This is a genomic window from Pseudarthrobacter sp. NKDBFgelt (assembly GCF_046097905.1).
In the GTDB taxonomy this organism is placed as follows: domain Bacteria; phylum Actinomycetota; class Actinomycetes; order Actinomycetales; family Micrococcaceae; genus Arthrobacter; species Arthrobacter polychromogenes.
Genome location: NZ_JBJURL010000001.1, coordinates 126,375 through 151,078 on the forward strand (window position 1 = coordinate 126,375; position 24,704 = coordinate 151,078).

Annotated in this window: 21 protein-coding genes and 1 pseudogene; 15 read left to right on the forward strand and 7 right to left on the reverse strand. The window is 62.7% G+C overall.

The window, feature by feature from the left end:
• Positions 1–72 precede the first annotated feature (72 nt).
• Complete coding sequence (locus tag ACKAE7_RS00570) at positions 73–1,137, reverse strand: substrate-binding domain-containing protein (protein ID WP_408978227.1); 1,065 nt, start codon at positions 1,135–1,137, stop codon at positions 73–75.
• Between the two features lie 536 nt (positions 1,138–1,673).
• Here ACKAE7_RS00570 and ACKAE7_RS00575 point away from each other — a divergent pair.
• The gene (locus ACKAE7_RS00575; protein WP_408978228.1) at positions 1,674–2,711 is read left to right on the forward strand and encodes a LacI family DNA-binding transcriptional regulator; all 1,038 of its coding nucleotides are present in this window, start codon (positions 1,674–1,676) and stop codon (positions 2,709–2,711) included.
• 36 nt (positions 2,712–2,747) lie between these two features.
• On the opposite strand, the gene ACKAE7_RS00580 is transcribed toward ACKAE7_RS00575, so the two are convergent.
• Positions 2,748–3,191 (reverse strand): flavodoxin domain-containing protein, encoded by a 444-nt coding sequence (locus ACKAE7_RS00580; RefSeq protein ID WP_408978229.1) that lies wholly within the window; start codon positions 3,189–3,191, stop codon positions 2,748–2,750.
• Positions 3,188–4,375, reverse strand: a complete 1,188-nt coding sequence (locus ACKAE7_RS00585) for an FAD-dependent oxidoreductase (RefSeq protein WP_408978230.1) — start codon at positions 4,373–4,375, stop codon at positions 3,188–3,190. Before ACKAE7_RS00585 ends, ACKAE7_RS00580 begins: the two co-directional genes overlap by 4 nt.
• 253 nt (positions 4,376–4,628) lie before the next feature.
• Between ACKAE7_RS00585 and ACKAE7_RS00590 the strand changes: the two genes are divergently transcribed.
• The 14 genes from ACKAE7_RS00590 to ACKAE7_RS00655 all read left to right on the forward strand — a co-directional run bounded on the left by ACKAE7_RS00590 (position 4,629) and on the right by ACKAE7_RS00655 (position 20,775).
• On the forward strand, positions 4,629–6,017 hold the full coding sequence (locus ACKAE7_RS00590; protein ID WP_408978231.1) for a cytochrome P450: 1,389 nt from the start codon (positions 4,629–4,631) through the stop codon (positions 6,015–6,017).
• Between the two features lie 61 nt (positions 6,018–6,078).
• The gene (locus tag ACKAE7_RS00595) at positions 6,079–7,059 is read left to right on the forward strand and encodes an aldo/keto reductase (protein ID WP_408978232.1); all 981 of its coding nucleotides are present in this window, start codon (positions 6,079–6,081) and stop codon (positions 7,057–7,059) included.
• Positions 7,056–7,793, forward strand: a complete 738-nt coding sequence (locus tag ACKAE7_RS00600) for a creatininase family protein (RefSeq protein WP_408978233.1) — start codon at positions 7,056–7,058, stop codon at positions 7,791–7,793. The genes ACKAE7_RS00595 and ACKAE7_RS00600 overlap by 4 nt, the downstream gene beginning before the upstream one ends.
• A gap of 478 nt (positions 7,794–8,271) precedes the next feature.
• Complete coding sequence (gene iolC, locus ACKAE7_RS00605) at positions 8,272–9,273, forward strand: 5-dehydro-2-deoxygluconokinase (RefSeq protein ID WP_408978234.1); 1,002 nt, start codon at positions 8,272–8,274, stop codon at positions 9,271–9,273.
• Positions 9,270–10,205, forward strand: coding sequence for a deoxyribose-phosphate aldolase (locus ACKAE7_RS00610; protein WP_408978235.1), 936 nt, complete (start codon positions 9,270–9,272; stop codon positions 10,203–10,205). Before iolC ends, ACKAE7_RS00610 begins: the two co-directional genes overlap by 4 nt.
• A 22-nt stretch (positions 10,206–10,227) precedes the next feature.
• Positions 10,228–12,156 (forward strand): 3D-(3,5/4)-trihydroxycyclohexane-1,2-dione acylhydrolase (decyclizing), encoded by a 1,929-nt coding sequence (gene iolD / locus ACKAE7_RS00615; protein ID WP_408978266.1) that lies wholly within the window; start codon positions 10,228–10,230, stop codon positions 12,154–12,156.
• A gap of 47 nt (positions 12,157–12,203) precedes the next feature.
• Positions 12,204–13,718: a CoA-acylating methylmalonate-semialdehyde dehydrogenase gene (locus ACKAE7_RS00620; RefSeq protein ID WP_408978236.1), complete on the forward strand. Its 1,515-nt coding sequence runs from the start codon at positions 12,204–12,206 to the stop codon at positions 13,716–13,718.
• Between the two features lie 33 nt (positions 13,719–13,751).
• Entirely contained in the window at positions 13,752–14,663 is a 912-nt protein-coding gene (locus tag ACKAE7_RS00625; RefSeq protein WP_408978237.1) for a sugar phosphate isomerase/epimerase family protein, read from the forward strand.
• A gap of 46 nt (positions 14,664–14,709) precedes the next feature.
• Positions 14,710–15,723 carry a Gfo/Idh/MocA family protein gene (locus ACKAE7_RS00630; protein ID WP_408978238.1) on the forward strand — a complete coding sequence of 338 codons (1,014 nt, stop codon included), beginning with the start codon at positions 14,710–14,712 and terminating at the stop codon, positions 15,721–15,723.
• A gap of 83 nt (positions 15,724–15,806) precedes the next feature.
• On the forward strand, positions 15,807–16,682 hold the full coding sequence (locus tag ACKAE7_RS00635; RefSeq protein ID WP_408978239.1) for a sugar phosphate isomerase/epimerase family protein: 876 nt from the start codon (positions 15,807–15,809) through the stop codon (positions 16,680–16,682).
• Positions 16,683–16,846: 164 nt separating this feature from the next.
• A complete protein-coding gene (locus ACKAE7_RS00640; protein ID WP_408978240.1) occupies positions 16,847–18,319 on the forward strand; it encodes a sugar porter family MFS transporter in 1,473 nt (490 codons plus the stop codon).
• A gap of 321 nt (positions 18,320–18,640) precedes the next feature.
• Positions 18,641–19,381, forward strand: coding sequence for a GntR family transcriptional regulator (locus tag ACKAE7_RS00645; protein ID WP_408978241.1), 741 nt, complete (start codon positions 18,641–18,643; stop codon positions 19,379–19,381).
• Positions 19,382–19,424: 43 nt separating this feature from the next.
• On the forward strand, positions 19,425–20,366 hold the full coding sequence (gene iolB, locus ACKAE7_RS00650; protein ID WP_408978242.1) for a 5-deoxy-glucuronate isomerase: 942 nt from the start codon (positions 19,425–19,427) through the stop codon (positions 20,364–20,366).
• Entirely contained in the window at positions 20,353–20,775 is a 423-nt protein-coding gene (locus tag ACKAE7_RS00655) for an acyl-CoA thioesterase (RefSeq protein WP_408978243.1), read from the forward strand. The genes iolB and ACKAE7_RS00655 overlap by 14 nt, the downstream gene beginning before the upstream one ends.
• Before the next feature lie 715 nt (positions 20,776–21,490).
• Here ACKAE7_RS00655 and ACKAE7_RS00660 read toward each other — a convergent pair.
• The 4 genes and pseudogenes from ACKAE7_RS00660 to ACKAE7_RS00675 all read right to left on the reverse strand — a co-directional run.
• Positions 21,491–21,568 (reverse strand): annotated as a pseudogene (locus ACKAE7_RS00660) (MaoC family dehydratase); the annotation flags it as partial.
• 498 nt (positions 21,569–22,066) lie between these two features.
• On the reverse strand, positions 22,067–22,765 hold the full coding sequence (locus tag ACKAE7_RS00665) for a substrate-binding domain-containing protein (protein ID WP_408978244.1): 699 nt from the start codon (positions 22,763–22,765) through the stop codon (positions 22,067–22,069).
• Positions 22,762–23,706 (reverse strand): aldo/keto reductase, encoded by a 945-nt coding sequence (locus tag ACKAE7_RS00670; RefSeq protein WP_408978245.1) that lies wholly within the window; start codon positions 23,704–23,706, stop codon positions 22,762–22,764. Before ACKAE7_RS00670 ends, ACKAE7_RS00665 begins: the two co-directional genes overlap by 4 nt.
• Positions 23,707–23,732: 26 nt before the next feature.
• Positions 23,733–24,686, reverse strand: coding sequence for a Gfo/Idh/MocA family oxidoreductase (locus ACKAE7_RS00675; protein WP_408978246.1), 954 nt, complete (start codon positions 24,684–24,686; stop codon positions 23,733–23,735).
• Between the last annotated feature and the right edge of the window lie 18 nt (positions 24,687–24,704).

Sequence of the window (24,704 nt, forward strand, 5' to 3'; positions counted from 1 at the left end):
AGCAGCGCGGTGCGCTGCGCTAGCTTTGGGTGCGGGGCTCCGTCGGATCCCCGCACCCCTAAGTGCCGGGTCCTAACGGACCCCGACCTTCGCGCCTTCGATTGCCACGTCAACGTTCGTGGAGTCGATTACGAGGGGCCCTGTGAGGTTGGGATTCGACGGTGCCAGGAGGCCGTAGGCAACGTACTGATAGGCCGAGGACACCGTGAGGAACCCCTGGAGATACGGCTGAAGGTCGAGAGCGAAGTCCTGCTTCCCTGCCTTGATCCGGTCCAGCGTGCTCGTTGAAAGTCCGAAGGTACCGAGTTTGACCTTGTCAGTTGCGTTCGCCGATTCAATCGCCGCTGCAGCGCTGTCTGCGTCTGCAGCACCAATGGTCAGAATGCCGTCGATGCTGCTGTCCTGCAGCAGCTGGGCCTTGATCGCCTGGGTCACGGCGGACGGATTGCCGAACGTCGCCGATGGCAGGGACAGCACCGATGACTTTGCACCTGCTGCATCAGCAGCGTCCTTCATTCCTTTGCAGCGGGCCTCGGTATTGGCTGCTCCCGGGACCGTATTCACACAGACGAGGTTCTTGCCTCCGTTTTTCGTGAACGTTTCCCCTCCTGTCTTACCGGAGAGGTATTCGTCTGTGCCGATGTAGGTGAGGGCGCCGACGTTCGCGGCCGCAGACGAGCCACCGGAGTTGTAGAGAATGACTGGAATGCCCTTCGCGACGATGCGCTTGAACCCGTCGTTCTGGGATTCCTCGACCCAGTTTGGACTTACGACGATGCTCGGGTTCTGCGACAGGGCAGTCTCTTCGAGTTTGGCCACGTCCGGTCCAAGGTTGTTGTAGTTCTGGGGGCCGAGGAACGTGAACTGGACTTTCGAACCGTAGGCCTTCGCTGCATCCTCGGCGCCACGTTTGATCGACGAGAAAAACGCATCACTGGAGGTTCCGCCGATCATGACGATGGAGACGTTTTTACCTCCGGCGTTATCCGTTGAACTTCCGGCGGTAGCTGTATCCACTTTGCCGCTGGAGCAGCCCCCAAGGGCAACCACGGCAACGACGGCCGAGACGGCGGCCGAGACTTTGAACAGGGGTCCGCGCTTGGCGGGGCTATTACGAACGAGCTGTGGAACGACCATGTTCGCACTGCTCCCTTCAGGTAAGGGGTGGGGTTTTAGCCGCATTCCGGGTGCGGGCATGTGACCAACCCTAGTGATCCAAGTCACGATGTCAATACATTTTGGCCTTAAAATTGGCACGAGCCAGAAAATTTCTTGGCACGAGCCAAATGTGTCGCGTCCGGTGGGCTCCCCGCCCCGTTCGGGCGGCGTTTCCTGGGTCGAGTGGCTGGCTGCTAAGTCGCGGGAAAAGTGACAGCTGGCTTGCCGGTGGACCGCGCCCTCGGCATACGAGCGGGGGGTCTCCTCCGTCCCGGCTTCGGTCTCATGGATCCGTGGGGGGCTGTTTGGTTGCTTGAGGCCGGCGCCGCCGGCCGGTACGCCCACATTGCAGATCGGTGGTCTTCCCGTGGCCATGCTCTCTTCCCCGCGCAGGGTCTTCCTCCCGCTGGCTTGGGCCAGGGCACCGGTACGGCACCGCCCTCGTCCGGGCGAACGGCATGCAGTTAGCTCTTATAGGATCGAAGCAGAACATTTAGCAGCAAGGAAAAGGGTGGGTGGGCACGATCGGGTTAGAGCAACCAGCACCGCTCGATAAAGGCCGCCGCGCCACAATGGCCGACGTCGCGGCACACGTCGGTGTCTCCCGCCAGCTTGTCGGGCTTGCTTTCAGCAACGAACCTGGAGTAGCCGATAAAACGCGCATACGCATCCTGGATGCCGCCGCCGAGCTCGGTTACAGGCCGAACACGGCTGCGCGATCGCTGCGCAGTGCATCAACGAAGTCAATCGGCGTGATTTTCCACCCTAACGAATCAGCACCCCTGGAAATCGTTGAGTGGCTCTATGAGTACGGCCGCCGCGCCGGCTACCGGGTGATCGTGAGCACAGCAACCCCTTCTCGGGAAGAGCAGCGCGCCATTGATGAGCTGATCGGCTACAGGTGTGAGGCGCTGATTCTTATCTCACCACGGGAAGACCCTGCGGCTCTCCGGTCCGCCTCCGGCCACACGCCAGTTGTTGTGATCGGCCGCGACATGCCCAACACAGAATTCGACGTTGTCCGTTCGAAGGGTGACGAAGGCATCGAAAGCATCGTGCGCCACCTGGCTGACTTGGGGCACAAGGACATCACTTACGTGCATGGCTCCGACATGTTTGAGTCCGAGCTGCGCCTTGCCGGTTACCAAAGGGCAATATCAGCACTGGGACTTTGTGAACAGGTGCTTGAGATACGCGGTGATTATACCGAGGAATCCGGCGCCAGCGCCGCCCGGTTGCTGCTCGAAGGGGAAAGACTCCCGACAGCGATTGTCTGTAACAACGATCAGGCCGCCCTGGGTCTCTCACACGTGCTTCAGCAGGCCGGGGTCCTCATTCCCGAGCATGTCTCTGTCACCGGTTATGATGACAGCCGCGTCGCCGGTTTGTCTTTCCTGGACCTCACAACAGCCCGGCAGGACCCTGAAGAAATCGGGGCTGCGGCGATCAGTGCGGCGGTCACACGCATCACCGGGTCAACCTCCCAACCGACGCAGAACTGGACCAGCGCACCACTCGTAGTCCGGGGGAGCACCAAGCCGCCTTCAAGGTGACGGGCTACGCCGGACAGTGCTCGCCCGGAGCACGCCTCAGACGAAAATGGGAAGCGTCCGCGACCATGCGACGGCGGCATCATTAGGCAGTGATCCGTCAGCGGCATCGTGACGGCCGTATTCGCCCACGCGCTCGGCTCCGAGTTCGGTGAGCACCCGGTCCACATGTTCGCTGCCCTGGCTGTACGTTTCATACGTTGAGTCGCCCAGCCCGAACATGGCGTACTTTACGCCCGAGAGGTCCGGGTGCGCCGCAGAGAGAGCCTCGTGAAAGGGGCGGGCGCTGGTGGGCAGTTCACCGTCGCCATGCGTGGAGCAGATGATGATGTAGAAGTCTTCCGAAGACAGCTCTGCGACATCGAATTCCGACATGTCGGAAATAGCGACTGCGGCTCCGCCGTCGAGTTCCTCGCCGATGTCTTCGGCGACCAGTTCTGCGTTACCTGATTCCGTGCCGTAGAGAATTACTGTCCTGCTCATGCTGATTCCTCCGTGTGTGGGGTGCTGCTGAATGTGTGGGCCTTCAGGCCTGTAAGCCCTGGCTTCCCTGCAACCAATCGTGCCGTGTCGACGGCTTCGATGATTGCATCGGCGACCATTTTTGAGTCTGCGCGGTTTTCCGGGATGGTGCCGCGGGGTCCTCGACGGAGCCAACCCGCGCAGTACAGTCCAGGTGAGAGATAGCCTCTGTCCAGGTCGCTTTCCAGCGATTCATGGTGGTCGCGCTGGATCGGTGATGCGGTCAATTCCTCGAAGCCGATCGCCGTGAGGACTCCCTCGACGTCAAGCAACAGGCTCGCATCAGTATCTGCTGTTGAACGGAACGCGATGCTCTGGACCGCATCTTTTCCGTTGACCCGCTCAGGGGTCCACCCGAAGTGGAAGTGTACGCTGCGGTCCGCCCGGGCCGGTGAAGTCCGGGCAAGTTCGGCCACGGCTTCGCGCTTGTCGGCACCGTATTCACCGGCGCCTCCTTCATCACCAAGATCTTCGGCGACGAAGCGCACGTCCGGCAGCTTTGTCAGCTCCCGCAGCATCGCAAGGTCGAACTTCGCCTGACCCGCAGCGGACCGGCCAACAATGTCGATGCGCTTTACAGATGCCGGCTCGAGTGCACGGACAACCTCCTCGGCAACGTTCAGCTCCCGAAGTCGCTCCGCAGGAGTGAGCAACAGCCTGACCAAATCGATTGCGACATTGCCGTTGCCGACGATAGCGATGCGTTCGCCGATCCTGAGACCGTCAGCATGCTCATCCGGGTGCCCGTTGATCAGCCGTGTGACGCGTCCTGCACCGTATACGCCAGGCAACCTGTCGCCCGGAACCCCGAGCGCACGGTCCCCGTGCAGCCCGCTCGCGAGCACCACAACATCGAAGCAGTCGCGCAACTCGTCGAGCATGATGCTGCTGCCGATTTCCGTTCGGCCGATGAAGCGGACGCCTTCGCGTTCAAACAAACGATCGAACTGCCGGGCAACGGCTTTAGTGCCGAGGTGGTCGGGCGCTACTCCGAAGCGGACCAACCCATAGGGCACCGGCAGGCGATCGAAGATGACGATCTCTGCTTCCTTCCACCGCTTGCGCAGAGACTGGGCGAGATAACACCCTGACGGGCCACTTCCGACGATCGCGATCGTCGGGGACGGCGTCTTGATCTCGGTCATTTCGGCTGCTCCCTTGCAGATCTTGGCCTGTCACTCCTCTGGGGACGGCCTACTAGCACGTGCTAATTAGTGCTATGCCAGAACTTTAGCACGTGCTAGGGTCTTTGCAACACCTGACTTGGAGAGTGTTCCGGGTCTAGCAACCACATCGAAAGTGGGTTTACCAATGACGATAACTCGCCAGAGCTCAGAAGCTTCCGGCCCCCTGCTCAAATGCCCGGTCACCGGTGCGGAGCTACCGGCCGACTCGCCCTTGGCCGCCGCATTCGGGGCCGAACTCAGCACGGCCACACACACCGCTGAACAGGCATCTACTACCGCAGCCACCGCGCTCTCCGCCGAAAACGGGGGAAGCTGCGACGACCATGATCCGGAAAAGCGGACCGATGCCGGTGACGGCATCAGTGATGATGCCACGATCCGGAGCGGGGATCTGGCGGTGTATTACGACCCGTTGTCCTTTTCGGCATACGAGAATCCTTACGAGCTGTACAAGGTACTGCGGGACAAGGCGCCGGTCTATTACAACGAACGCCGCAGGCTTTGGGTGGTCTCGCGCTATAACGACGTACGGGAAATCCTGAAGAACCACCAGCAGTTCTCGAGCGCTCTGGGCAATGACATGGACGGGACACACGATTCATACGGCGCCGGAAATATCGTCGCCTCCGACCAGCCTGAGCACACGTCCCTCCGCACCGCCGTACGGCGGGTGTTCGCGGCCCGGGAAATCCTCGAAAAGGAAGACGGCCTCCGCGCTTTCGCCCGTGAGCTGCTCGCCAAGCTCCACGCATCAGGTGAAGGGGACTTCGCCGAGGATGTCGCACTGCCGCTCGCAATCGCCGGCGCAATCATGCTCGTCGGTCTGCCTAAAGACGATGGACCCTGGATCCATGATCACCTGCTGCAGTCGATGGAGCGCGTGGTCGGCCAGTACGGAATACCCGAAGCAGCAGCCGCCTCCAATATCGAGGCCGAGGAGCACATCGCCCAGTGGATGGAAGAACGCTACGAGCGTTTCCGGTCAGGTGAAGAGGATGCCAGCTCTTCAGAGGCAATCGCCCAGATCTACCAGGCCGTGGGAAAGGGCAAAGTCGAATCCCAATACCAGGCCGGTCTCGCGCACCTGCTCGAGTCCGCTGCCGTAGACGCACCGTCCGCCCTGGCGACCAACATCATCACTCACCTAGATAAATTCCCCGCCTTCCATGCGTATCTTGAAAGCAACCCGGACCGGATATCGGACTTTCTGGAGGAACTGCTGCGCTACGACGCACCTGCCCAGAACCTGTGCCGGCAAACGACCGAAGAAGTTTCGATCGCAAACGTGAGGATCCCCAAGGACTCACGGGTGATGGTGCTGCTCGCATCGGCCAACCGCGACGAGGACATCTTCGACCACGCCGACTTCTTCGATATCGACCGTGAAATCACACCAAAGAACAAGATCATGACATTTGGCGAGGGAATCCATGCCTGCATGGGTTCCCCGCTCGCCCGCCTGGTAGGCCGGGTCCTGCTCGAAGAACTCGTGCAGGGCCCGCCAATCCGTGTGGTCGGCGTACCCGAGCGGTGGGCGAAACAAATGGTGCGGGGCTTCTCCAAGCTTCCCGTCAAGGTCATGCCCGCCAACCAACCCTGAACAAATCCCGCAGCACAACCAAGCCCCAGCCCCTGGCAGAGACGACAAGGATCTACACCACATGCAATATCGCACATTTGGCCGCACGGAATGGAAAGTCAGCGAGATCGCCTTTGGCGGCTGGCAAATCGGCGGGACATGGGGGGAGGTCGACGACAATGAGTCCGTCCGCACCCTCTTGTACGCATACGAGCAAGGCATCAATTTTGTCGACACCGCCGAGCTCTATGGAGGCGGGCGCAGCGAACGCGTCATTGGAGAATCGCTGCGCCAGTGGAACGGCAGCGGCGACAAAATTTACGTCGCAACGAAAATCCAGCCCGTGCGTTGGCCGGACGCCGACGAAGATAACCCCGTCATGTCGGGCCGCTACCCCTCCTGGTACCTTCGCGAGGGGGTTGAGAAGGCGCTGCGGAACCTCGGAGTGGAACGCCTGGACCTGTTGCAGCTGCACTGCTGGCTGGACGAGGGCACGAGTTCACTTGACTGGCTGGAGACCCTCAACGCGCTGCGCCTCGAAGGCAAGATTGACCAGATTGGTGTCTCAATCCGCGACTACCGCCCGGACGAGGGCATAGCTCTGGCCGAGCTGGGTCTGGTCAGCTCCATCCAGGTCATTTTTAACATGTTCGAACAGCGGCCCGCAGATGCCCTTTTCAAAGCGGCGGCGAAATCCAACACGGCGATCATCGCACGCGTGCCGTTCGATTCCGGCTCGCTCTCAGGGACATGGACGGAGGACACTTATGCATCGTGGGAGCCCGGCTCGGTGCCCGCTGAATTGTTCAGGGGTGATCGCTTCGGCGAAACATTGAAGAAGGTCAACGAGCTCAAGCAGATCATTGAACCCCATTACCCTTCGCTCGCCGAGGCTGCAATGCGGTATTCCCTCAGCGCCCCCGAAGTGGCCACGGTGATCCCCGGGATGCGGAATCCACGAAACATCGACCGCAACGTTGCATACTCCGATGGACGGGAGTTCCCCGCCAGCCTGCTGGCGGAAATTGCACCGTATAACTGGCCCAGGAATTACTACAAGTGATCGAGTACGCGCACGTTCAGGCCGAGTTGCTCTCCGCGGCCGAACTTGCCCATACCGTCGCCCGCCGGCCGATTGCTTACGTTCCGCTCGGGGCGTATGAGTTTCACGGGCCCCATCTGCCCATGGGCCTCGACGCCCTGAACGCTCACGGCGTCTGCCGGGTTGCGGCAGCCCGGAGCGGTGGCATCGTTTTGCCCCCCCTGTTCTACGGCACGGGCGGTGGCCACAGGGAATACCCCTGGACCATCATGATGGCGTCGCCGGAGCCGGTCCTGTCGCTTCTGAACACGACGCTGGCTCGGCTGCAGGACTTCGGTGTCGGGCTCGTGGTGCTGTTCAGCGGGCATTTCGCCGACGAGCAGCTCGATATGATCCGGCGTATCGAGGAGGAGTGGAACGAAGCCGGAAGTACGATGCGCGTCATCGCCAGAGCGGTCAACATGCCTCTTGGCCCGGGGTTACCTGTTCCAGACCACGCCGGCGTGTTTGAGAGCGCGCTCCTGTCCAACTTCGCCCCTGAACTCGTGCATATCGACCGGTTGCCCCCCATTGAGGAGGCGCCGTCCCCAGACCCCGGGGGAGACGAGAGCGGGCCGCACCGGCACGACCCGCAGCATCCGCTGTGGGGGGTCTTCGGCGCTGACCCGCGTCGTCTTGACTCCGGTCAGAACCTTCGGCTTCTCGACGCCCTGGTGAATTCACTCGTTGCGGATGTGAACGAGGCCTTCCACTAAAACAGGGCAGCGCGTTAGCTGCACCGCCGAAGCGGGAACTCACCATCAGGGTTCCACTTCTGGATGCAATTCGCGTCACGGGGGAATTGTTGTTCCAATTTCCTGCGTCAGCCCTCCGGCGCGCCGGAGGGGTGCTCACTGCGCCTGGACTCCCAGGCTCCGGCCGGTGCAGGAGTTTGGGTCCTGCTGTCGCGACCCTTGGGCCTGGGAGATCCATGGCCGGACCCGCACGTGCCAGAAAATGTTCCCAAAACTATTGCGCTTGTGCGTCAGCAGGGGTAGAAATGTCCTGACAATAAGTCTTATCTGCCCGGACAACGCGCTAGGGCTTCCGGCAATTCCGGAACAAGCAGCGAAAGGGTAGCCGGACACCTCGCTTGTTTCCAGCGACACCCTCAGACCGATTTAAGACACGCCGTCACCACAGCCCAATGGCCTCCGCGCCACGTGGAACCCATCAGAAAGGTCCGTAAGCACCGTGACCCACGAACTTCTCACCATCGGGCGCATCAGCGTTGATATCTACCCGAACGACATCGGTGTGGATCTGGAGGACGTCAGCTCCTTCGGAAAATACCTGGGCGGTTCCCCGTCCAATGTCGCAGTCGCGGCTGCCCGGCACGGACGCCGGACCGGCGTGATCACGCGTACCGGCGATGACGCCTTCGGAAAGTACCTCCACCGGGAACTGCATAAGTTCAACGTGGACGACACGTTCGTTACCCCCGTGCAGGAGTGGCCTACCGCCGTGACGTTCTGCGCGATCAAGCCGCCGGAGGACTTCCCCCTTTACTTTTATGGCCGTTTCCCCACCGCCCCTGACCTGCAGATCCGCGCTGAGGAACTCGACCTTGACGCCATCCGGAAGGCCGGGATCTTCTGGTCCACCGTGACCGGCCTGTGCCAGGAGCCCAGCCGTGAAGCCCACATCAAAGCGCATGAGGCACGGAACCGAGACCAGCTCAGGATCGGACAGTTCACCGTCCTGGATCTCGACTACCGCCCCATGTTCTGGGCCTCGGAAGAGGAAGCCCGCGCCCAAATTGCAAAGGTCCTGCCACACGTCACCGTGGCCATCGGCAACGACAAGGAATGCGCCGTCGCTGTGGGGGAGGGGACCCCCGATGAACAGGCTGACCGGCTGCTGGATGCAGGCGTTGAGATTGCCGTCGTCAAGCTTGGCCCCGAAGGCGTCATGGCCAAGACCCGCACCGAACGCGTCGTCTCCGCCCCGGTCCCGGTTGAGACCGTCAACGGTCTCGGCGCCGGCGACTCCTTCGGGGGCGCCTTCTGCCACGGCCTGCTCTCCGGCTGGCCCCTGGCCCAGGTCCTGGACTATGCCAACGCTGCCGGCGCCATCGTGGCATCCCGCCTTTCCTGCGCTGATGCGATGCCGACGCCGGATGAGGTCACCTCGCTGCTGGCCGAACGCGGCCGCCCGGTTCCCGGCATCTCAATTCCTCAAGGAGCATCACTGTGACACTCACCCCCCTCGCCCCGAGCAACGCCCTAAACGATGACCCGCGCCGTTATGAGCACCTGAGCACCATCCGGCTCCAGGATCCGGGCGCCGTTGCACGTGCCGCAAAGGCACGCCGGCGCCACCCCGGCCCCAAATACGGGAAGCAGAATTTCATTGTGGCGGCCGACCATCCGGCACGGGGGGCCCTCGCTGTCGGTTCGGATCCTGTCGCGATGGCCGACCGGCGGCAGCTCCTGGACCGGTTGCAAATCGCATTGGCCAACCCCCACGTCGATGGTGTGCTCGCGTCCCCGGACATCATGGATGACTTGCTGCTGCTCGGGGCGCTGGAGGGCAAGCTGGTGTTTGGTTCGATGAACCGGGGCGGCCTCGCCGGGCTGGTCAACGAAATCGATGACCGGTTCACCGGCCACACCGCAGCAGCGCTGGAGGCACTTGGCGCCGACGGCGGCAAAATGCTTACCCGTATCTGCCTCGGTGACCCGGACACCGTCGCCACCCTCGAAGCCACGGCCCGGGCCATCGACTCCCTTGCCGAGCGCAAGCTCATCGCCATGGTGGAACCGTTCCTCTCGGTCCGCGAAAACGGCCGGGTCCGCAATGACCTCTCCACCGACGCCGTTATCAAGTCCATCGCCATCGCTGAAGGCCTGGGATCCACCAGCGCCTACACCTGGATGAAACTGCCCGTCGTAGCCGACATGGAACGCGTCATGGCCGCGACCACCATGCCCACAGTCCTGCTGGGCGGAGACCCGGCAGGCACCCAGGACGAAGTCTTCGCCACGTGGGAAGCGGCCCTCGCTCTGCCAGGCGTGCAGGGACTCACGGTAGGCCGCACGCTCCTCTACCCCCAGGATGGGGACGTTACTGGCGCCGTAGCCACCGCGGCCTCCCTTCTCGACCGCAGATCAGAAGCCACGGAGTAAGCGACCAATGGCAACGCGCAGAATGACGGTGGCCCAGGCCGTCGTCGAATACCTTTCCAAGCAGTACACGGTCGACACCGTCAACGGGATCGACTACCGCGAGCGGCTGATCCCGGGCACGTTCGGTATCTTCGGGCACGGCAACGTGGCTGGCGTGGGCCAGGCCCTGAAGCAGTACCAGCAGCTGGACCCCGCTATCATGCCGTACTACCAGGGCCGGAACGAGCAGGCCCAGGTCCACCAGGCCGTGGGCTATGCCCGGCACACCCGCCGCCTGCAAACGTTCGCGATCAGCACCTCGATCGGGCCGGGTTCGTCGAACCTGCTCACCGGTGCCGCGCTGGCGACGACCAACCGGCTGCCGGTGCTGCTGCTGCCCAGTGACACGTTCGCGACCCGCGCGGCGGACCCGGTACTGCAGCAGCTCGAACAGCCCTACGCATACGACATCACCGTCAACGACGCGTTCCGGCCGCTGTCCAAGTTCTTCGACCGCGTCTCCCGTCCGGAGCAGCTGTTCTCTGCGTTCCACCATGGCCTGCGTGTCCTGACGGATCCGGCCGAAACCGGGGCGGTGACCATCTCGCTGCCGCAGGATGTCCAGGCCGAGGCCTTCGACGTGCCCGAGGAGTTCCTGGCCGAGCGGGAGTGGCGGATCCGCCGCCCGGACGCGGACGACGACGACATTGCCCGCGCCGCAGCAGCAATCCGGGCCGCGAAGCGGCCGCTGATCATCGCCGGCGGCGGTGTCCTGTACGCCTACGCCAACGAGGAGCTCGCGAAGTTCGCCGAACTGACCGGCATTCCGGTGGGCAACACCCAGGCCGGGGTCGGCGTCCTGCCCTGGGACCACCAGTTCAGCCTCGGTGCCATCGGGTCAACTGGCACGACGGCGGCGAACGCGATCGCTGCGGAGGCGGACCTGATCATCGGCATCGGTACCCGGTACGAGGACTTCACCACCGCGTCCCGGACCGCATTCCAGGACCCGGACGTAAAGTTCATCAACATCAACGTCGCCGCCATCGATGCGTACAAGCACGGCACCACGCTGCCCATCGTTGCCGACGCCCGCAAAGCCTTAGTGAAGCTGAACCAGGCACTGGGCGGCTACCGGGTGGGCGCTGACCTCGAACAGCAGATCGGGGCCGAGAAGAAGCGCTGGGACGCCACCGTGGATGAGGCCTTTGATACCCGCTACACCCCTTTGCCGGCGCAGAACGAGATTATCGGCGCGACCTCGCGGGCGATGGACGCGGCCGACGTCGTAATCTGTGCCGCCGGTTCATTGCCCGGTGACCTGCACAAGATGTGGCGGGTCCGGGACCCGTTCGGCTACCACGTCGAATACGCGTACTCCTGCATGGGCTACGAAATCCCCGGCGGGATCGGCGTCAAACGCGCCGCCCTGGCCGAAGCAGCAAACGGTGGTGCCCAGCGTGATGTCGTGGTGATGGTGGGGGACGGTTCCTACCTGATGATGCACACCGAACTCGTCACCGCCGTCGCCGAACGCATCAAGCTGATCGTGGTCCTGATCCAGAACCACGGCTACGCCTCCATCGGGTCCCTCTCCGAGTCCCTCGGCTCCCAGCGGTTCGGTACCCAGTACCGGGTACTGGACGAGGCCCGGCACAGCTTCGACGAGGGCGAGACCCTGCCGGTGGACCTGGCTTTGAACGCCGAGTCCCTGGGCGTGAAGGTCATCCGGATCGAACCGGGGGAGAAGGTCATCGCCGAACTCGAACAGGCCATCCGGGATGCCAAAGCCGCACCGGAACGCGGCGGCCCGATCCTGATCCACGTCGAATCCGATCCGCTCCTGGACGCCCCCAGTTCCGAGTCGTGGTGGGACGTTCCCGTCTCCCAAGTCTCCGAGCTGGACTCCACGAAACAGGCGTTCCAAACCTATGTCGATTACAAGTCCCGCCAGCGCAAACTGCTCGGCTGAACCCCCTCCTGGCCCCCGCACGCCTTACTACTCAAGGAAGAGTCCCCATGACTGCCACCACCACTGAGACCACCACCATCAACCACTTCATCAACGGCGCCGAAACCGCCGGCGAAGGCGACCGCACCACGTCGGTCTACAACCCGGCCACCGGCCAGGTCAGCGCGGAACTTCGCCTGGCCAACCGGGCGGACCTGGACGCGACCGTCGCCGCCGCCCGCAAGGCCGCCGATACCTGGGGTGATATTTCGCTGGCCAAGCGCACCGCCGTGCTGTTCAAGTTCCGCGAACTCGTCGCAGCGCACGTGGACGACCTGGCCCAGCTGATCACGGCCGAGCACGGCAAGGTCCTCTCCGACGCCAAGGGTGAGATCGGCCGCGGCCTCGAGGTCATTGAGTTCGCCTGTGGCATCCCGTCCCTGGTCAAGGGTGATTACTCGGATCAGGTTTCCACCGGCATTGACGTCTTCTCCTTCCGCGAACCCCTGGGTGTTGTTGCCGGGATTACCCCGTTCAACTTCCCGGTCATGGTGCCTTTGTGGATGGCGCCGATGGCGATCGCTACCGGCAACGCGTTTATCCTTAAGCCCTCCGAACGCGACCCTTCGGCCTCCATGCTGCTGGCGAAGCTGTGGAAGCAGGCCGGCCTGCCCGACGGCGTGTTCCAGGTCCTGCACGGTGATAAGGAAACCGTTGACGGTCTGCTGACCCACCCGGACGTGGACGGGATCTCGTTCGTCGGGTCCACCCCGATCGCGCAGTACGTCCACGAGACCGCGACCAAGCACGGCAAAAGGGTTCAGGCCCTGGGCGGGGCGAAGAACCACGCCATCATCATGCCCGATGCGGACCTGGACAACGCCGCGGACCATCTGGCAGCTGCCGCGTTCGGCTCCGCCGGGGAACGCTGCATGGCGATCTCTGTCGCGGTCGCCGTCGGGGACGCCGCGGACCTGATCGTGAAGAAGGTCGAAGAGCGTGCCCTGGCCGTGAAGGTCAACAACGGCACCGCGCCCGACGCCGAAATGGGCCCGGTCATCACCCCGGCGTCCAAGGAACGCATCGTCAGGATCGTCACCGAAGCCGAAACCGCCGGTGCGGCGATGGTGGTGGACGGCCGCGACCTCGTCGTCCCCGGCCACGAAGACGGCTTCTGGGTCGGCCCCACCGTCATCGACCACGTCAAGACCGAAATGACCGCCTACACCGAGGAAATCTTCGGACCCGTCCTCGTGGTGGTTCGCGTTGACACCCTCGAAGACGGCATCACGCTGATCAACGCCAACCCCTACGGCAACGGCACCGCCATTTTCACCTCCTCCGGCGCCGCGGCCCGGAAGTTCCAGCGCTCCGTCACCGTCGGCATGATCGGCATCAACGTCCCCCTGCCCGTCCCGGTGGCCTACCACTCCTTCGGTGGCTGGAAAGCCTCCCTCTTCGGCGACAAGCACATCTACGGCCCCGAAGGCGTCTCCTTCTACACCCGTGGCAAGGTCATCACCTCCCGCTGGCCCGAAACCCACCACGCCTCCGGCGCCTCCTACAACTTCCCCTCCAACTGATCCCCACCGCCCAAGAAGAAGGACAACGCTGTCATGACTGAGAACAAGCTGATCATCGGCACCGCCCCCGATTCCTGGGGTGTCTGGTTCCCGGATGACCCCAAGCAGACGCCGTGGGAGCGGTTCCTCGATGAAGTGGTCGAATCCGGCTACAAGTGGATCGAGCTCGGCCCCTACGGCTACCTGCCCAACGATCCCAGCCGTCTGGCCGATGAACTGAAGCAGCGCGACCTCAAGATCTCGGCCGGTACCGTCTTCACTGCGTTCCATCGAGGTCTTGACCAGTGGCAGACCGCGTGGGAGCCTGCCCGCAAGGTAGCCGAGCTGACGGCAGCCATGGGCGGCGAGCACATTGTGGTGATCCCGGCCATGTGGCGTGACGACGTCACCGGCGAAGCCGTCGAAAGCGGCCAGCTCACCGAGAAGGCCTGGAGCGACCTGTTTACCGGCCACAACCGTTTGGGCAAGACCCTGCTGGAGGACTTTGGCCTGAAGCAGCAGTTCCACTCCCACGCCGATTCGCACGTCGGGGCCCAGGAGGACATCGAAACGCTGCTGGCAGCAACCGACCCCACGTACCTGAACCTGTGCCTGGACACCGGGCACGCCGAATACTGCGGCGCCTCCAGCCTCGAGCTGATCAAGAACTACCCGGACCGCATCGGCTACCTGCACCTGAAGCAGATCAACCCGGAGATCCTGAAGAAGGTCAACGAGGAAAACATGACCTGGGCCGCAGCGAACCTGGCCGGCGTCATGACCGAGCCGCCGAATGGCCTGCCGGACCTCCGCGCCGTCATCGAAGCCGTAGAGGCACTGAACCGCCCCATCTTCGGCATCGTGGAGCAGGACATGTACCCCGTAGCGTTCGATGTACCCATGCCCATCGCCAAGCGCACCCGCAACTACCTGCTGTCCTGCGGTTCCCGCACTACGGTCAGCTGAGACACCCTCCCTCACTTTCGCAAGCCTCACCCCAAAGGAATGAACCATGACTGAAACCCTTCGCGTCGCCGTCATCGGCGCCGGCCGCATGGGCGCGGACCACATCCAGCGCCTCCACCACCGCATCCATGGCGCCGAAGTGGCAGCCGTTGTCGATGTTGACCTGGCCCGCGCCCAGGCCGCCATCGAAGGCATCCCCGGTGCCGTTGCCCTGGCCGACGCCGAGGAAGCCCTCAACAACGGCGACGTCAACGCCGTCCTCATCGCCACGCCAGGCTTCCTGCACGAGGACATCCTCTACAAAGCCCTCGAGAAGGATTTCCCGATTCTCTGCGAAAAGCCGCTCACACCGGATGCAGAAAGCGCGTGGAAGATCGTCGAAGCCGAAACTGCGCTTGGCCACAAACTCATCCAAGTGGGCTTTATGCGCCGATTCGACGCCGAATACGCCGCCTTAGGTTCAGTGATCCGTGACCGTGAGCTTGGCGAGCTGCTGATGCTTCACCACCAGCACCGTAATCCAAGCACCCCCGAGGGTTTCACCGACGAGATGCTGATCAACGATTCGGTCGTGCACGAATTTGACGCCATCCGCTTCTTCACCGGCGAGGAAATCACGTCCGTGCAGGTCCGGCTGGGTAAGACCACGAAGAACGCTCCGTCCGGTCAGCACGACCCCCAGCAAGTCCTGCTGGAGACCGAATCAGGCGTTCTGGCCGACGTGGAAATCTACGTCAATGCCAAGTTCGGCTACGAAGTGGCCACCCAAGCCTCCTTCGAGGAGGGCATCGTCAGCATCGGCGGCGACAAGGGACCATATACCCGCAGCGCCGGCCGCTGGGGCGGCAACGTCACTCCCGGCTTCGAGGAGCGTTTCGGTGCGGCTTACGACGTCGAAATCCAGTCGTGGGTGGACGCCGCCCGCCGCGGCGAAATAGGCGGTCCGACCGCGTGGGACGGGTACGCCACCGCAGCCTGCTGCGAGGCCGGCGTCGAGGCACAGAAGAACGGCGAAAAGGTCGCCGTCAAGCTGAACTCCAAGCCTGCCCTCTACAGCTAGGAACCGGCGGGGAGGGGCTGCAGCCCCCTCCCCGGTCCTTCCACCGTACCTACAATTGACTCACCCACAATGGAGTGTCCCACGTGAAAATTGCACTTGACCCCACCCCTTTCCACCACTCGCACAGCCTGCTCGAGTTCCCCGGGGTGGTGGCGGACCTCGGCTACAAGTACATGCAGTTGACCCCGCACGCGGACTTCATCCCCTTCTACAACCATCCGAAGGCCGACGATGAGCTGGTGGGCCAGCTCAACAAAGCGTGCCTGGATGCGGGAATTGAAATCGCGTCCGTCCTGCCGGTCCTTCGCTGGTCCGGGCCGGACGAGGATGCCCGGGAAGCGGCTGTCCGCTATTGGAAGCGCGCCATCCAGATCACCGTGGACCTCGGAGTCAGCACTATGAACACCGAATTCAGCGGCCGGCCGGAAAAGGCCGAAGAATCAGAGCGGGCCTTTTACCGCTCCATGGAGGAACTGCTTCCGATCATCGAGCGCGAGGGCATTGACTTGCTGATCGATCCGCACCCGGACGACTTCGTCGAGGAAGGGCTGGCTGCCATCCGTGTGATCAGGGGACTGAACTCCAAGAACGTGGGCATCGTTTACGTCGCTTCCCACAGCTTCCACATGAAGAACGCGCCCCTGGACATCATGCGGGCAGCGGGCGACAAGCTCCGCCTCGTCCACGTCGCCGACACCATGGACCACCACGCGTCCCACGGACTCCGCTACATCACCAACCCGCCGGGCAATCCCGTCCGCGTCCACCAGCACCTCAAGATCGGTGACGGGGACGTCAACTGGGACGAGTTCTTCGGCGGTCTCAAGGAAATCGGCTTCCTGGACCGCGACAATACCGTGATGGTTTCCAGCGTCTTTGCTGAGGACGACAACGCCGCAGAGGTTTCCCGCTACCAGCTGGAGACCATGCAGCAGTACGTCCAGAAAAACAACAGCTGACGGCAAACTGGTCCCTCGTGGAACACACCGTTTTCCCGCCAGTGGACGCTGAACTGTCCATTGAGCTGCGAACCGCACCACCCGAATCTCCCTGAAACCCATTCCTAAATGCCAGTCGTCCCAAGCGACAACGCACGACTTGCCCAACCCGACAAAGGAGTCCCATGGCAACCCTCCAATCCCACCCGGGAGCATCCAATCCGACACCCCTTCCACCCCTGACCAACGGGCCCCACCGCAAGCGCCTTGGACTGGTGGCCCTCACGGCGACGTTCGGCGGCCTGCTCTTCGGTTACGACACAGGGGTCATCAACGGCGCGCTGCGCCCAATGACCTCTGAACTGGGTCTCACCCCCCTCACAGAAGGGATTGTGACCAGTTCTCTCCTGTTTGGCGCTGCTGCCGGTGCAATCGGCGGCGGCAAACTTTCCGATGTCTGGGGACGACGAAAGACCATCATCCTTCTCGCCGTCATGTTCCTCCTCGGTACCCTCGCGTGCGTTTTTGCGCCGACCTTCGAGGTAATGGTCCTCGGCCGCGTCATCCTAGGCCTCGCCGTCGGCGGCGCATCCACCGTTGTTCCTGTATACCTTGCAGAACTTGCCCCCTACGAGATCCGCGGCTCCCTCGCTGGCCGCAACGAGCTGATGATCGTCGTCGGCCAGTTGGCCGCATTCGTCATCAACGCAATCATCGGAAACGTCTGGGCAGAGTTCGGAGGTGTTTGGCGGTACATGCTCGCCGTCGCAGCCCTGCCTGCCCTCGCACTCTTCTTCGGCATGCTCCGGATGCCCGAATCGCCTCGCTGGCTCACCTCCCAAGGCCGCGCCCAGGAAGCCCTCGCAGTTCTCACCACGATCCGCTCTCCTGAACGCGCCGCCGCCGAACTGGCCGAAGTCAAGCACCTCGCCGACGAAGAACAGGAAATAAAGTGGTCTGGCTGGAGTGCTTTGCGCAACAGGTGGCTTCTTCGCATCCTGCTCGTAGGCATCGGCCTCGGCGTCGCCCAGCAGCTCACCGGCATCAACTCAATCATGTACTACGGCCAATCAGTGCTCGTCGAGGCAGGTTTCAGCTCAGATGGGGCACTTATCGCCAACATCGCTCCTGGCGTCATCGCAGTCGTCGGAGGCGTCATCGCCCTCCGGCTCATGCAGACCATGAACCGCCGCACCACCCTGCTGACAGGGTTCGCCCTGACCACCGTCTGCCACTTCCTCATCGGCATCGCCTCAATCGTCCTTCCAGTCGGGAACACCGCCCGGCCCTTCGTGATCCTCTTCCTGGTGGTCGCGTTCGTAGGATCCGTTCAGACGTTCCTCAACATCGCCGTGTGGGTCATGCTTTCGGAAATCTTCCCCCTGCACATCCGCGGGTTCGCAATTGGCCTCTCGGTCTTCTGCCTCTGGATCGCCAATGCCTTCTTGGGCCTGTACTTCCCCAGCCTCGTCGCGGCCGTCGGCATCACCGGATCGTTCTTCCTCTTCGGCATCGTGGGGATCTTCGCCCTTGCCTTCATCTACACCCAAGTTCCGGAGACACGCGGACGCACCCTCGAAGCACTTGAAGAGGATGTCACCACGGGCGCCATCTACGTTGTTCACAAGACAAAGCAGACCGCCAGTCGGAAGGTCTAGAGCGCAAGGAGGACTCAATCCGAGTTCCCTCAGCAGAGGGCTAAACCGCCCCTCCTTGAAAAGGAAGGCCGGGGCTTCCAAGGCGCCTCCCGAAGGTTCAAATTACCCATCACAGAAAGATCAGGCAGGAAGCGCTCGAGCATGAGGCATAGCTCTGAGGAGCGGGGCGCGCCGGGCTTGGCTGCCACTCTCGGGCAACCAAAAATGAGGCCCGGGCGCCCCTGTATCATCAAGCCAACGACAATGTTCTATCAACCGGACATATAGCGGACCGGGGCAATACCTGACGCAGAAGGTCAGGGCCACACAAGAGGAGCACTTATGGCTAACCAGCTTGAACTCAGCATTGATCGGTCTTCCCCGGTTCCTTTGTACCACCAGGTTGTTCAGGGAGTTGAGGCCGCAATTCACTCCGGAGCGCTGGCACCCGGCAGCCGTCTTGAGAATGAAATTCAATGGGCAGCCCGTTTAAACTTGTCCCGGCCCACCATGCGGAAAGCATTGGATGAGCTGGTTCGTTCTGGGCTCCTGGTCCGCAAACGCGGCGTCGGCACTCAGGTGGTGTCCAGTCAAGTACGCCGTCCGCTGGAACTTTCCAGCCTTTTTGACGATCTCAGCAATAGCGGCGGTAAGCCCACCTCCGAGGTGCTCTCCTTCAATTATGCTGCAGCCGACGAAGCCACCCGCGAAGCCCTCCACCTCCCGGCAGGTGCCACCGTCTACCACTTCACGCGTCTGCGGAAAATGGGAGGCAAGCCTTTGGCGCTGATGGAGAACTGGGTACGGGATGACATCACAGCCATCAGCGAAGAACTCCTCGCTGGCCAGGGCTTGTACCGCATCCTGCGCGAGGGGGGCGTGAACTTCCGCTTGGCTACCCAAAGAATCGGCGCCATGGTCGCCAACGACTACCAGGCCGGCCTGCTGGAGGCAGCACCCGGCTCGGCCTTGGTCACCATGGAACGTACCGCCGTCGACGACAAAGGCCGGAACGTCGAGACAGGCCGCCACGTCTATCGCGCTGATTCCTACAGCTTCGAGATGACTCTGGTGCAGCGATGAAACCGACCGCGAAAACCGCTCGAAACACCGAAAGGCAGAGCACATGACTGAATGGGTATATCCACTGGGTACCGCCTCCGAAGGCTGCTGGGACATTTCCCTGGGAACTTCCGATTCCGCAACGGAGGTGAATGGTTGGGTCCATACAGGGCTGAAAGTGGCTACGTTGGCTGCGGGCGCCGCCGTCGACCTTCCTGCAACAGAAGAGGAACGCATCGTCGTTCCGCTCGGCGGCGCCTTCACTGTCACCGTCCAGGGTAACGAGTTTCAGCTCGCAGGCCGGCGCGACGTCTTCAGCGGTCCCACCGATGTGCTGTATTCGGGCACAGGCCGCGCCATCACTATCAGTTCAGCCGATGGCGGCAGGGTAGCGATCGCCACGGCCCCGGCGAAGGTCCAGTATCCCACCCGGCTCATCACTGCTGCGGAAACGCCGGTCGAGCTTCGGGGCGCGGGCAACTGCTCCCGCCAGGTACACAACTTTGGGACCCCAGCCGCACTGGAAGCAGACCGCTTCATCGTGTGCGAGGTCATTACCCCTGCCGGAAACTGGTCCTCTTATCCACCGCATAAGCATGATGAGGACAAGGACGGCGAGACCAGTCTCGAGGAGATCTACTACTTCGAAACCCGGGTCGCAGAAGTACCCGGCGCACCAGCCAACGACGCAGACCCCGTCGGATACCAGCGTGTCTACGCCTCCGACGAGCGGCCCATCGACGTCTCCGCCGAGGTCCGCACCGGCGATGTAATCCTGGTTCCCTACGGCTGGCACGGCCCGGCAATGGCAGCCCCTGGCTACGACCTCTATTACCTCAACGTCATGGCCGGACCGGGTCGCGTCAGGGACTGGCTCATCAGCGATGATCCCCACCACGGCTGGATCCGGCAGACCTGGGAGAGTCAGGACATCGACCCACGCCTACCGTTCACAACTCCCGCCCAAGCGCCAATAGTCGGACAAACCGTTCATGGAACTGTCTGATATCAGCTTCCGTACCCGCAAATGGGTGCGGCCTGAAGACCTTAATGCAAACGGCACACTGTTCGGTGGAAGCCTGTTGAAATGGATCGACGAAGAAGCGGCGATATACGCCATCATCCAGCTGGGCAATGGGCGCGCCGTCACCAAGTACATCTCCGAAATAAACTTCGTCAGCTCCGCAGTCCAAGGGGATTTAGTTGAGATGGGGCTGACGGCTACGAGATTTGGCCGCACCTCCCTTACGATGCGCGCGGAGGTCCGGAACATGATCACCCGTCAAAGCATTCTGACCATCGAAGAGATTGTATTTGTTAACCTCGACGTTGAAGGAAAGCCCGAACCTCACGGATACGACAAAATCACGTACGACCGTGACAGAGTCCCCACGGACCACCTCCGCGAGCAGTAGAGCGTCGCCTTGCTGCCCACACCCATGAAAACCGTACATTTTTGGCTTCGTTAGTACTTCAAAGATCTTGGCTACGGGCTTTGGATCTAGTCCAGAGGAAACGGTCATCGACTGGCTGAGGAGCAGCGGTCTGTGAAACATCACTTGCGCACACTCCACAGCTTCGCACCTCCAAGCAGGGATTGCGTTTCAGCCTTACGGGTCTACGCAGGCGTTGCAGTTCCATCGTTGGCCCTGCTAATCCTTGGACGCCCAGATCTGACCATCTACGCCCTTTTTGGTGCGCTGACTGGAATGTATGGCAGGACCGAAGCCCACCACCCCTTCGGGGAGGAAACGCCACGGAATGATGGCAGGAAAGGGCGCCTTTGCAGGCACTCCCCTGCCTGATTTCAAACGCCGATCACGGATATTCCGTCAACCTGCCGGGGCTCGGAGAAGCTGCCTAGATGACTTTGTTCCGTCCACGCCTAGGGTTAATACGGGTTATCCACGGCTGGATATTGGGAGCCCCTCGACTAGCTCCCGGAGCAGCAGTAGCGGTGGATAACCCATGAGAATTGTCCCTGGGTGTAGGCGGCGGCGAGACTCAGCCTCTCAGTGGACTCGCACTGAAGTCCCCTAGTTCTTGGGATCAACAAGGGCCCGTGTCAGGTTGGGGTGTAGTCCACCCCGACGGATGGATCAGGGGCCAGGGGGAACTCAGAGCCCTACTCTACTTGTAGAGGCGGGCGAGGAATTCGGCCACGACGGCGGGGCGATCCTGGCCTTCGATTTCGATGGTGTTGGACCAGGAAGTCCTCGATGGGGCCACCGTCCTGGCCCTGAGCGTTCTCGACGCCGCCATGGACACTGCGCTGCGCACCGAGTTGGGACCTTAAGGATTCCCGGCATTCTTGTTTGAACCTGACGTGCATCCGGTTCGCCCCGATGCCGAATGGGACCCCGCCGTGCCGGTACTCAGTTGGTGCGCATGGTCTAAACGCCGTGTGTTCAGCCATGATGGACCTGTCGTTTCGCAATAGGTCCTCTGAACGCAGCGCGTGCGGAACCCAGCAACCAATCGACCGTGACGTCCTAGATGTACAGCCTGCCCGGTGCCGTCTGGAATTTACATGCTCATACGGAGGGCCGAACGGCCTCAGACGTGGGCCCAGCTCGCCGAGGACTCGGGGGCGAGGTGGAAAGCAGGACCGCGCTTCGCCCGTTCGTTCTCCATGGTCGGCTGCGCGCCTCGCATCGGTGTCAACGTCTGCAGGACCCGTATCAGCCAATCCGTCACGGCAGGGCCTCAGGGCGTGCGAAAACTGTGCGACGACTTGATGGACGCCGCGAGGTCGGTGCGGAAGAAGGCCAACACTTCCGCAGCACGACCCGCGTTGTTGGAGGAAGTCGCGACGGCACCCGCGAAGACCGTGCTGATCGCGCAGTCGGCCGGGAGGACGCCGAGGATGCGCACGCCAGGCTGACCGACCAGTTCGCTGAGCTGCTGCAGGCCGAGATCGACCTCGCCCGTGGCGAGCAGGCTCGCCACGGGCACGCCTGGAGGGGCCTGCATAAGTTGGTCGCCGACCTCATCGGTCATGCCCCAGTGGTCGATCATTCCCAAGAGTTCGGTGCCGCTCGGTCCGGTGGAGTATCCGATGCGGGACGCTGCGCGCAGGGCCCTGCGAAGCTCATCGGCATTTGCAAAGGCCGTGCCTTCGGAACATGTGGCTGGATCGGCGGTGCATGCGGGCACGCCTACGGCGACCTCCGACAATACGATCGGGGCGATAGATGCCGGATTGACGTGGCCCTCAGCTGCGAGGCGTTGGAGGGCGTCAGCAGCGAGGAATACAAGGTCGAACGGTTCGCCGGCGGTCACCCGGTGGGCGGCGTCCACTCCGCCGACGGATTCGAGCTGCAGAAGCGGTAGTCCCGCGGCGGCGGCAGCTTCAGCGAGGTCGGCGAGAACATGGCGGGTGGCCATCGACGAGATTGCCCTCATGCGGCATCCTCGAACATCTCGGCGTCTACTTCGGCGGCAGCTGCTGGTGCATATCGCGCGCCAGAGATGGTGGCCGTGCCAATCAGCTCGCCGGCCCGCGCCAGCAGCGCGCCGTCGACACTGATGTCGGCCGCCGCCATGTTCTCACGCAGGTGCGCGACTCTCGTTGTTCCCGGGATCGGCAGAACGTGATCGCCGCGGGAGAGCAGCCAGGCCAGTGCGAGCTGTGCTGGGGTGCAACTGGCCTCCGCAGCCAGCTCTCGCCAGGAGGCCAGCAACGCCGCATTCGCACCCCAGTGCTCGGGCTGGAAGCGCGGCATGCCGCGGCGGATGTCGTTCGGGGACAGCTCACTTGGGTCCTTGATTGCATCAGCGAGGAAGCCCCTTGCGACCGGCGAAAACGCCACCAGAGTCACGCCGTCCTCGAGAGTGGCGTTGAGCATGCCAAGCTCGGCATTGCGGCTCCACAGGGAGTACTCGTTCTGCACGGCCGCGATAGGGGTGATTGCCTGTGCCTCACGCAGTCGCGCCACCGACACCTCGGACAGGCCGATTGCGCCGATCTTGCCCGCGGCGACCATCTCGGCCAGCGCGCCGACGCTATCGCCGATCGGCACCTTCTTGTCCCACCGGTGAAGGTAGTACAGGTCGATGTGGTCGACGCCGAGGCGGCTCAGCGAAGCATCGACCTGTGCGTGCAGCGTATCGGGGCGTCCATCGATGACTTTCACGCCGTCGACGGACGCCATCCCGCACTTGCTCGCCAGGAAGACCTCGTCGCGGCGCCCCGCGATCGCAGCACCTACAAGCTCTTCGTTGCGGCCGCCGCCGTACAGTGTTGCCGTGTCGAGCATCCCGATGCCTTCATCGAGAGCGGCGCGCAGCATCGCCAGCCCCTCGTCACGCGACGGGGGGACGCCGTACGCGTGGCTCAGCGACATACAGCCCAGACCGGTAGGGGGTAGCCTCACGCCAGCTGCTTCTCAAGCGAACCGAGCACGCGGTAGCAGTCGATCACCTGGCGAAGCGACGAGTTCGGCTCGCGTCCCTCGCGGATAGCCGATATGAATTCACGATCCTGCAGCTCGATACCGTTCATGCTGACGGCAACACGCGACACGTCGATCGGCTCCTCACGGCCGTTGTAAAGATCGTCGTAGCGCGCGATGTAGGTCTCGGTGTCGCCGATGTAGCGGAAGAACGTGCCAAATGGCCCGTTGTTGTTGAACGACAGCGACAGCGTACAGATCGCGCCCGACTCGCTTTTGAGCTGGATCGACATGTCCATCGCGATGCCGAGTTCGGGGTGGATCGGGCCCTGGATCGCGTTCGCCTGCACGATCTTGCCTGCCTGGTAGGCGAACAAGTCGACAGTGTGCGCGGCATGATGCCACAGGAGGTGGTCGGTCCAGGACCGGGCCTCGCCCTTCGCGTTCGTGTTGGTGCGGCGGAAGAAGTACGTCTGCACGTCCATTTGCTGCACGTGGAACTCGCCCGAGGCGATCCGGCTATTTACCAACTGGTGCGACGGGTTGAAGCGGCGGGTGTGACCGACCATTGCGACGCAATTGGATGATTCAGCCGCCTCAAGTGCTGCCTCGGCGTCCACGAGCGAGTCGGCCAGCGGAATCTCGACCTGCACGTGCTTGCCGGCGGCAAGCACCGCCTGGGTCTGAGACGCGTGGAGCCCCGTGGGCGTCGCAAGGATCACCGCGTCGACGTCGTCGCGCTCGAGCACGGCGTCCAGTCCGACCACAGCGTTCGCGACGCCGTATTTCTCGGCGACCGCCTGGGTTGGTTCCAGCCGCGTGCCGCTGACGACGGTCACCTCGGCATCGGGGATATTCATCAAGCCGTCGAGATGTTTCATGCCGAAGGCGCCTGCAGCGCCGACGACGGCCACGCGGATCTTGTCAGTCATGGGGGCTCCTTTGTTGCG

Bases quoted from the DNA above. Each gene is read 5' to 3' on its own strand.
- ACKAE7_RS00570 (WP_408978227.1), bottom strand. From the start codon at position 1,137: ATGGTCGTTCCACAGCTCGTTCGTAATAGCCCCGCCAAGCGCGGACCC.
- ACKAE7_RS00595 (WP_408978232.1), top strand. From the start codon at position 6,079: ATGCAATATCGCACATTTGGCCGCACGGAATGGAAAGTCAGCGAGATC.
- ACKAE7_RS00665 (WP_408978244.1), bottom strand. From the start codon at position 22,765: ATGAGGGCAATCTCGTCGATGGCCACCCGCCATGTTCTCGCCGACCTC.
- ACKAE7_RS00645 (WP_408978241.1), top strand. From the start codon at position 18,641: ATGGCTAACCAGCTTGAACTCAGCATTGATCGGTCTTCCCCGGTTCCT.
- ACKAE7_RS00580 (WP_408978229.1), bottom strand. From the start codon at position 3,191: ATGAGCAGGACAGTAATTCTCTACGGCACGGAATCAGGTAACGCAGAA.
- iolB (WP_408978242.1), top strand. From the start codon at position 19,425: ATGACTGAATGGGTATATCCACTGGGTACCGCCTCCGAAGGCTGCTGG.
- ACKAE7_RS00640 (WP_408978240.1), top strand. From the start codon at position 16,847: ATGGCAACCCTCCAATCCCACCCGGGAGCATCCAATCCGACACCCCTT.
- ACKAE7_RS00585 (WP_408978230.1), bottom strand. From the start codon at position 4,375: ATGACCGAGATCAAGACGCCGTCCCCGACGATCGCGATCGTCGGAAGT.
- ACKAE7_RS00620 (WP_408978236.1), top strand. From the start codon at position 12,204: ATGACTGCCACCACCACTGAGACCACCACCATCAACCACTTCATCAAC.
- ACKAE7_RS00655 (WP_408978243.1), top strand. From the start codon at position 20,353: ATGGAACTGTCTGATATCAGCTTCCGTACCCGCAAATGGGTGCGGCCT.
- iolD (WP_408978266.1), top strand. From the start codon at position 10,228: ATGACGGTGGCCCAGGCCGTCGTCGAATACCTTTCCAAGCAGTACACG.
- ACKAE7_RS00670 (WP_408978245.1), bottom strand. From the start codon at position 23,706: ATGTCGCTGAGCCACGCGTACGGCGTCCCCCCGTCGCGTGACGAGGGG.
- ACKAE7_RS00630 (WP_408978238.1), top strand. From the start codon at position 14,710: ATGACTGAAACCCTTCGCGTCGCCGTCATCGGCGCCGGCCGCATGGGC.
- ACKAE7_RS00625 (WP_408978237.1), top strand. From the start codon at position 13,752: ATGACTGAGAACAAGCTGATCATCGGCACCGCCCCCGATTCCTGGGGT.
- ACKAE7_RS00675 (WP_408978246.1), bottom strand. From the start codon at position 24,686: ATGACTGACAAGATCCGCGTGGCCGTCGTCGGCGCTGCAGGCGCCTTC.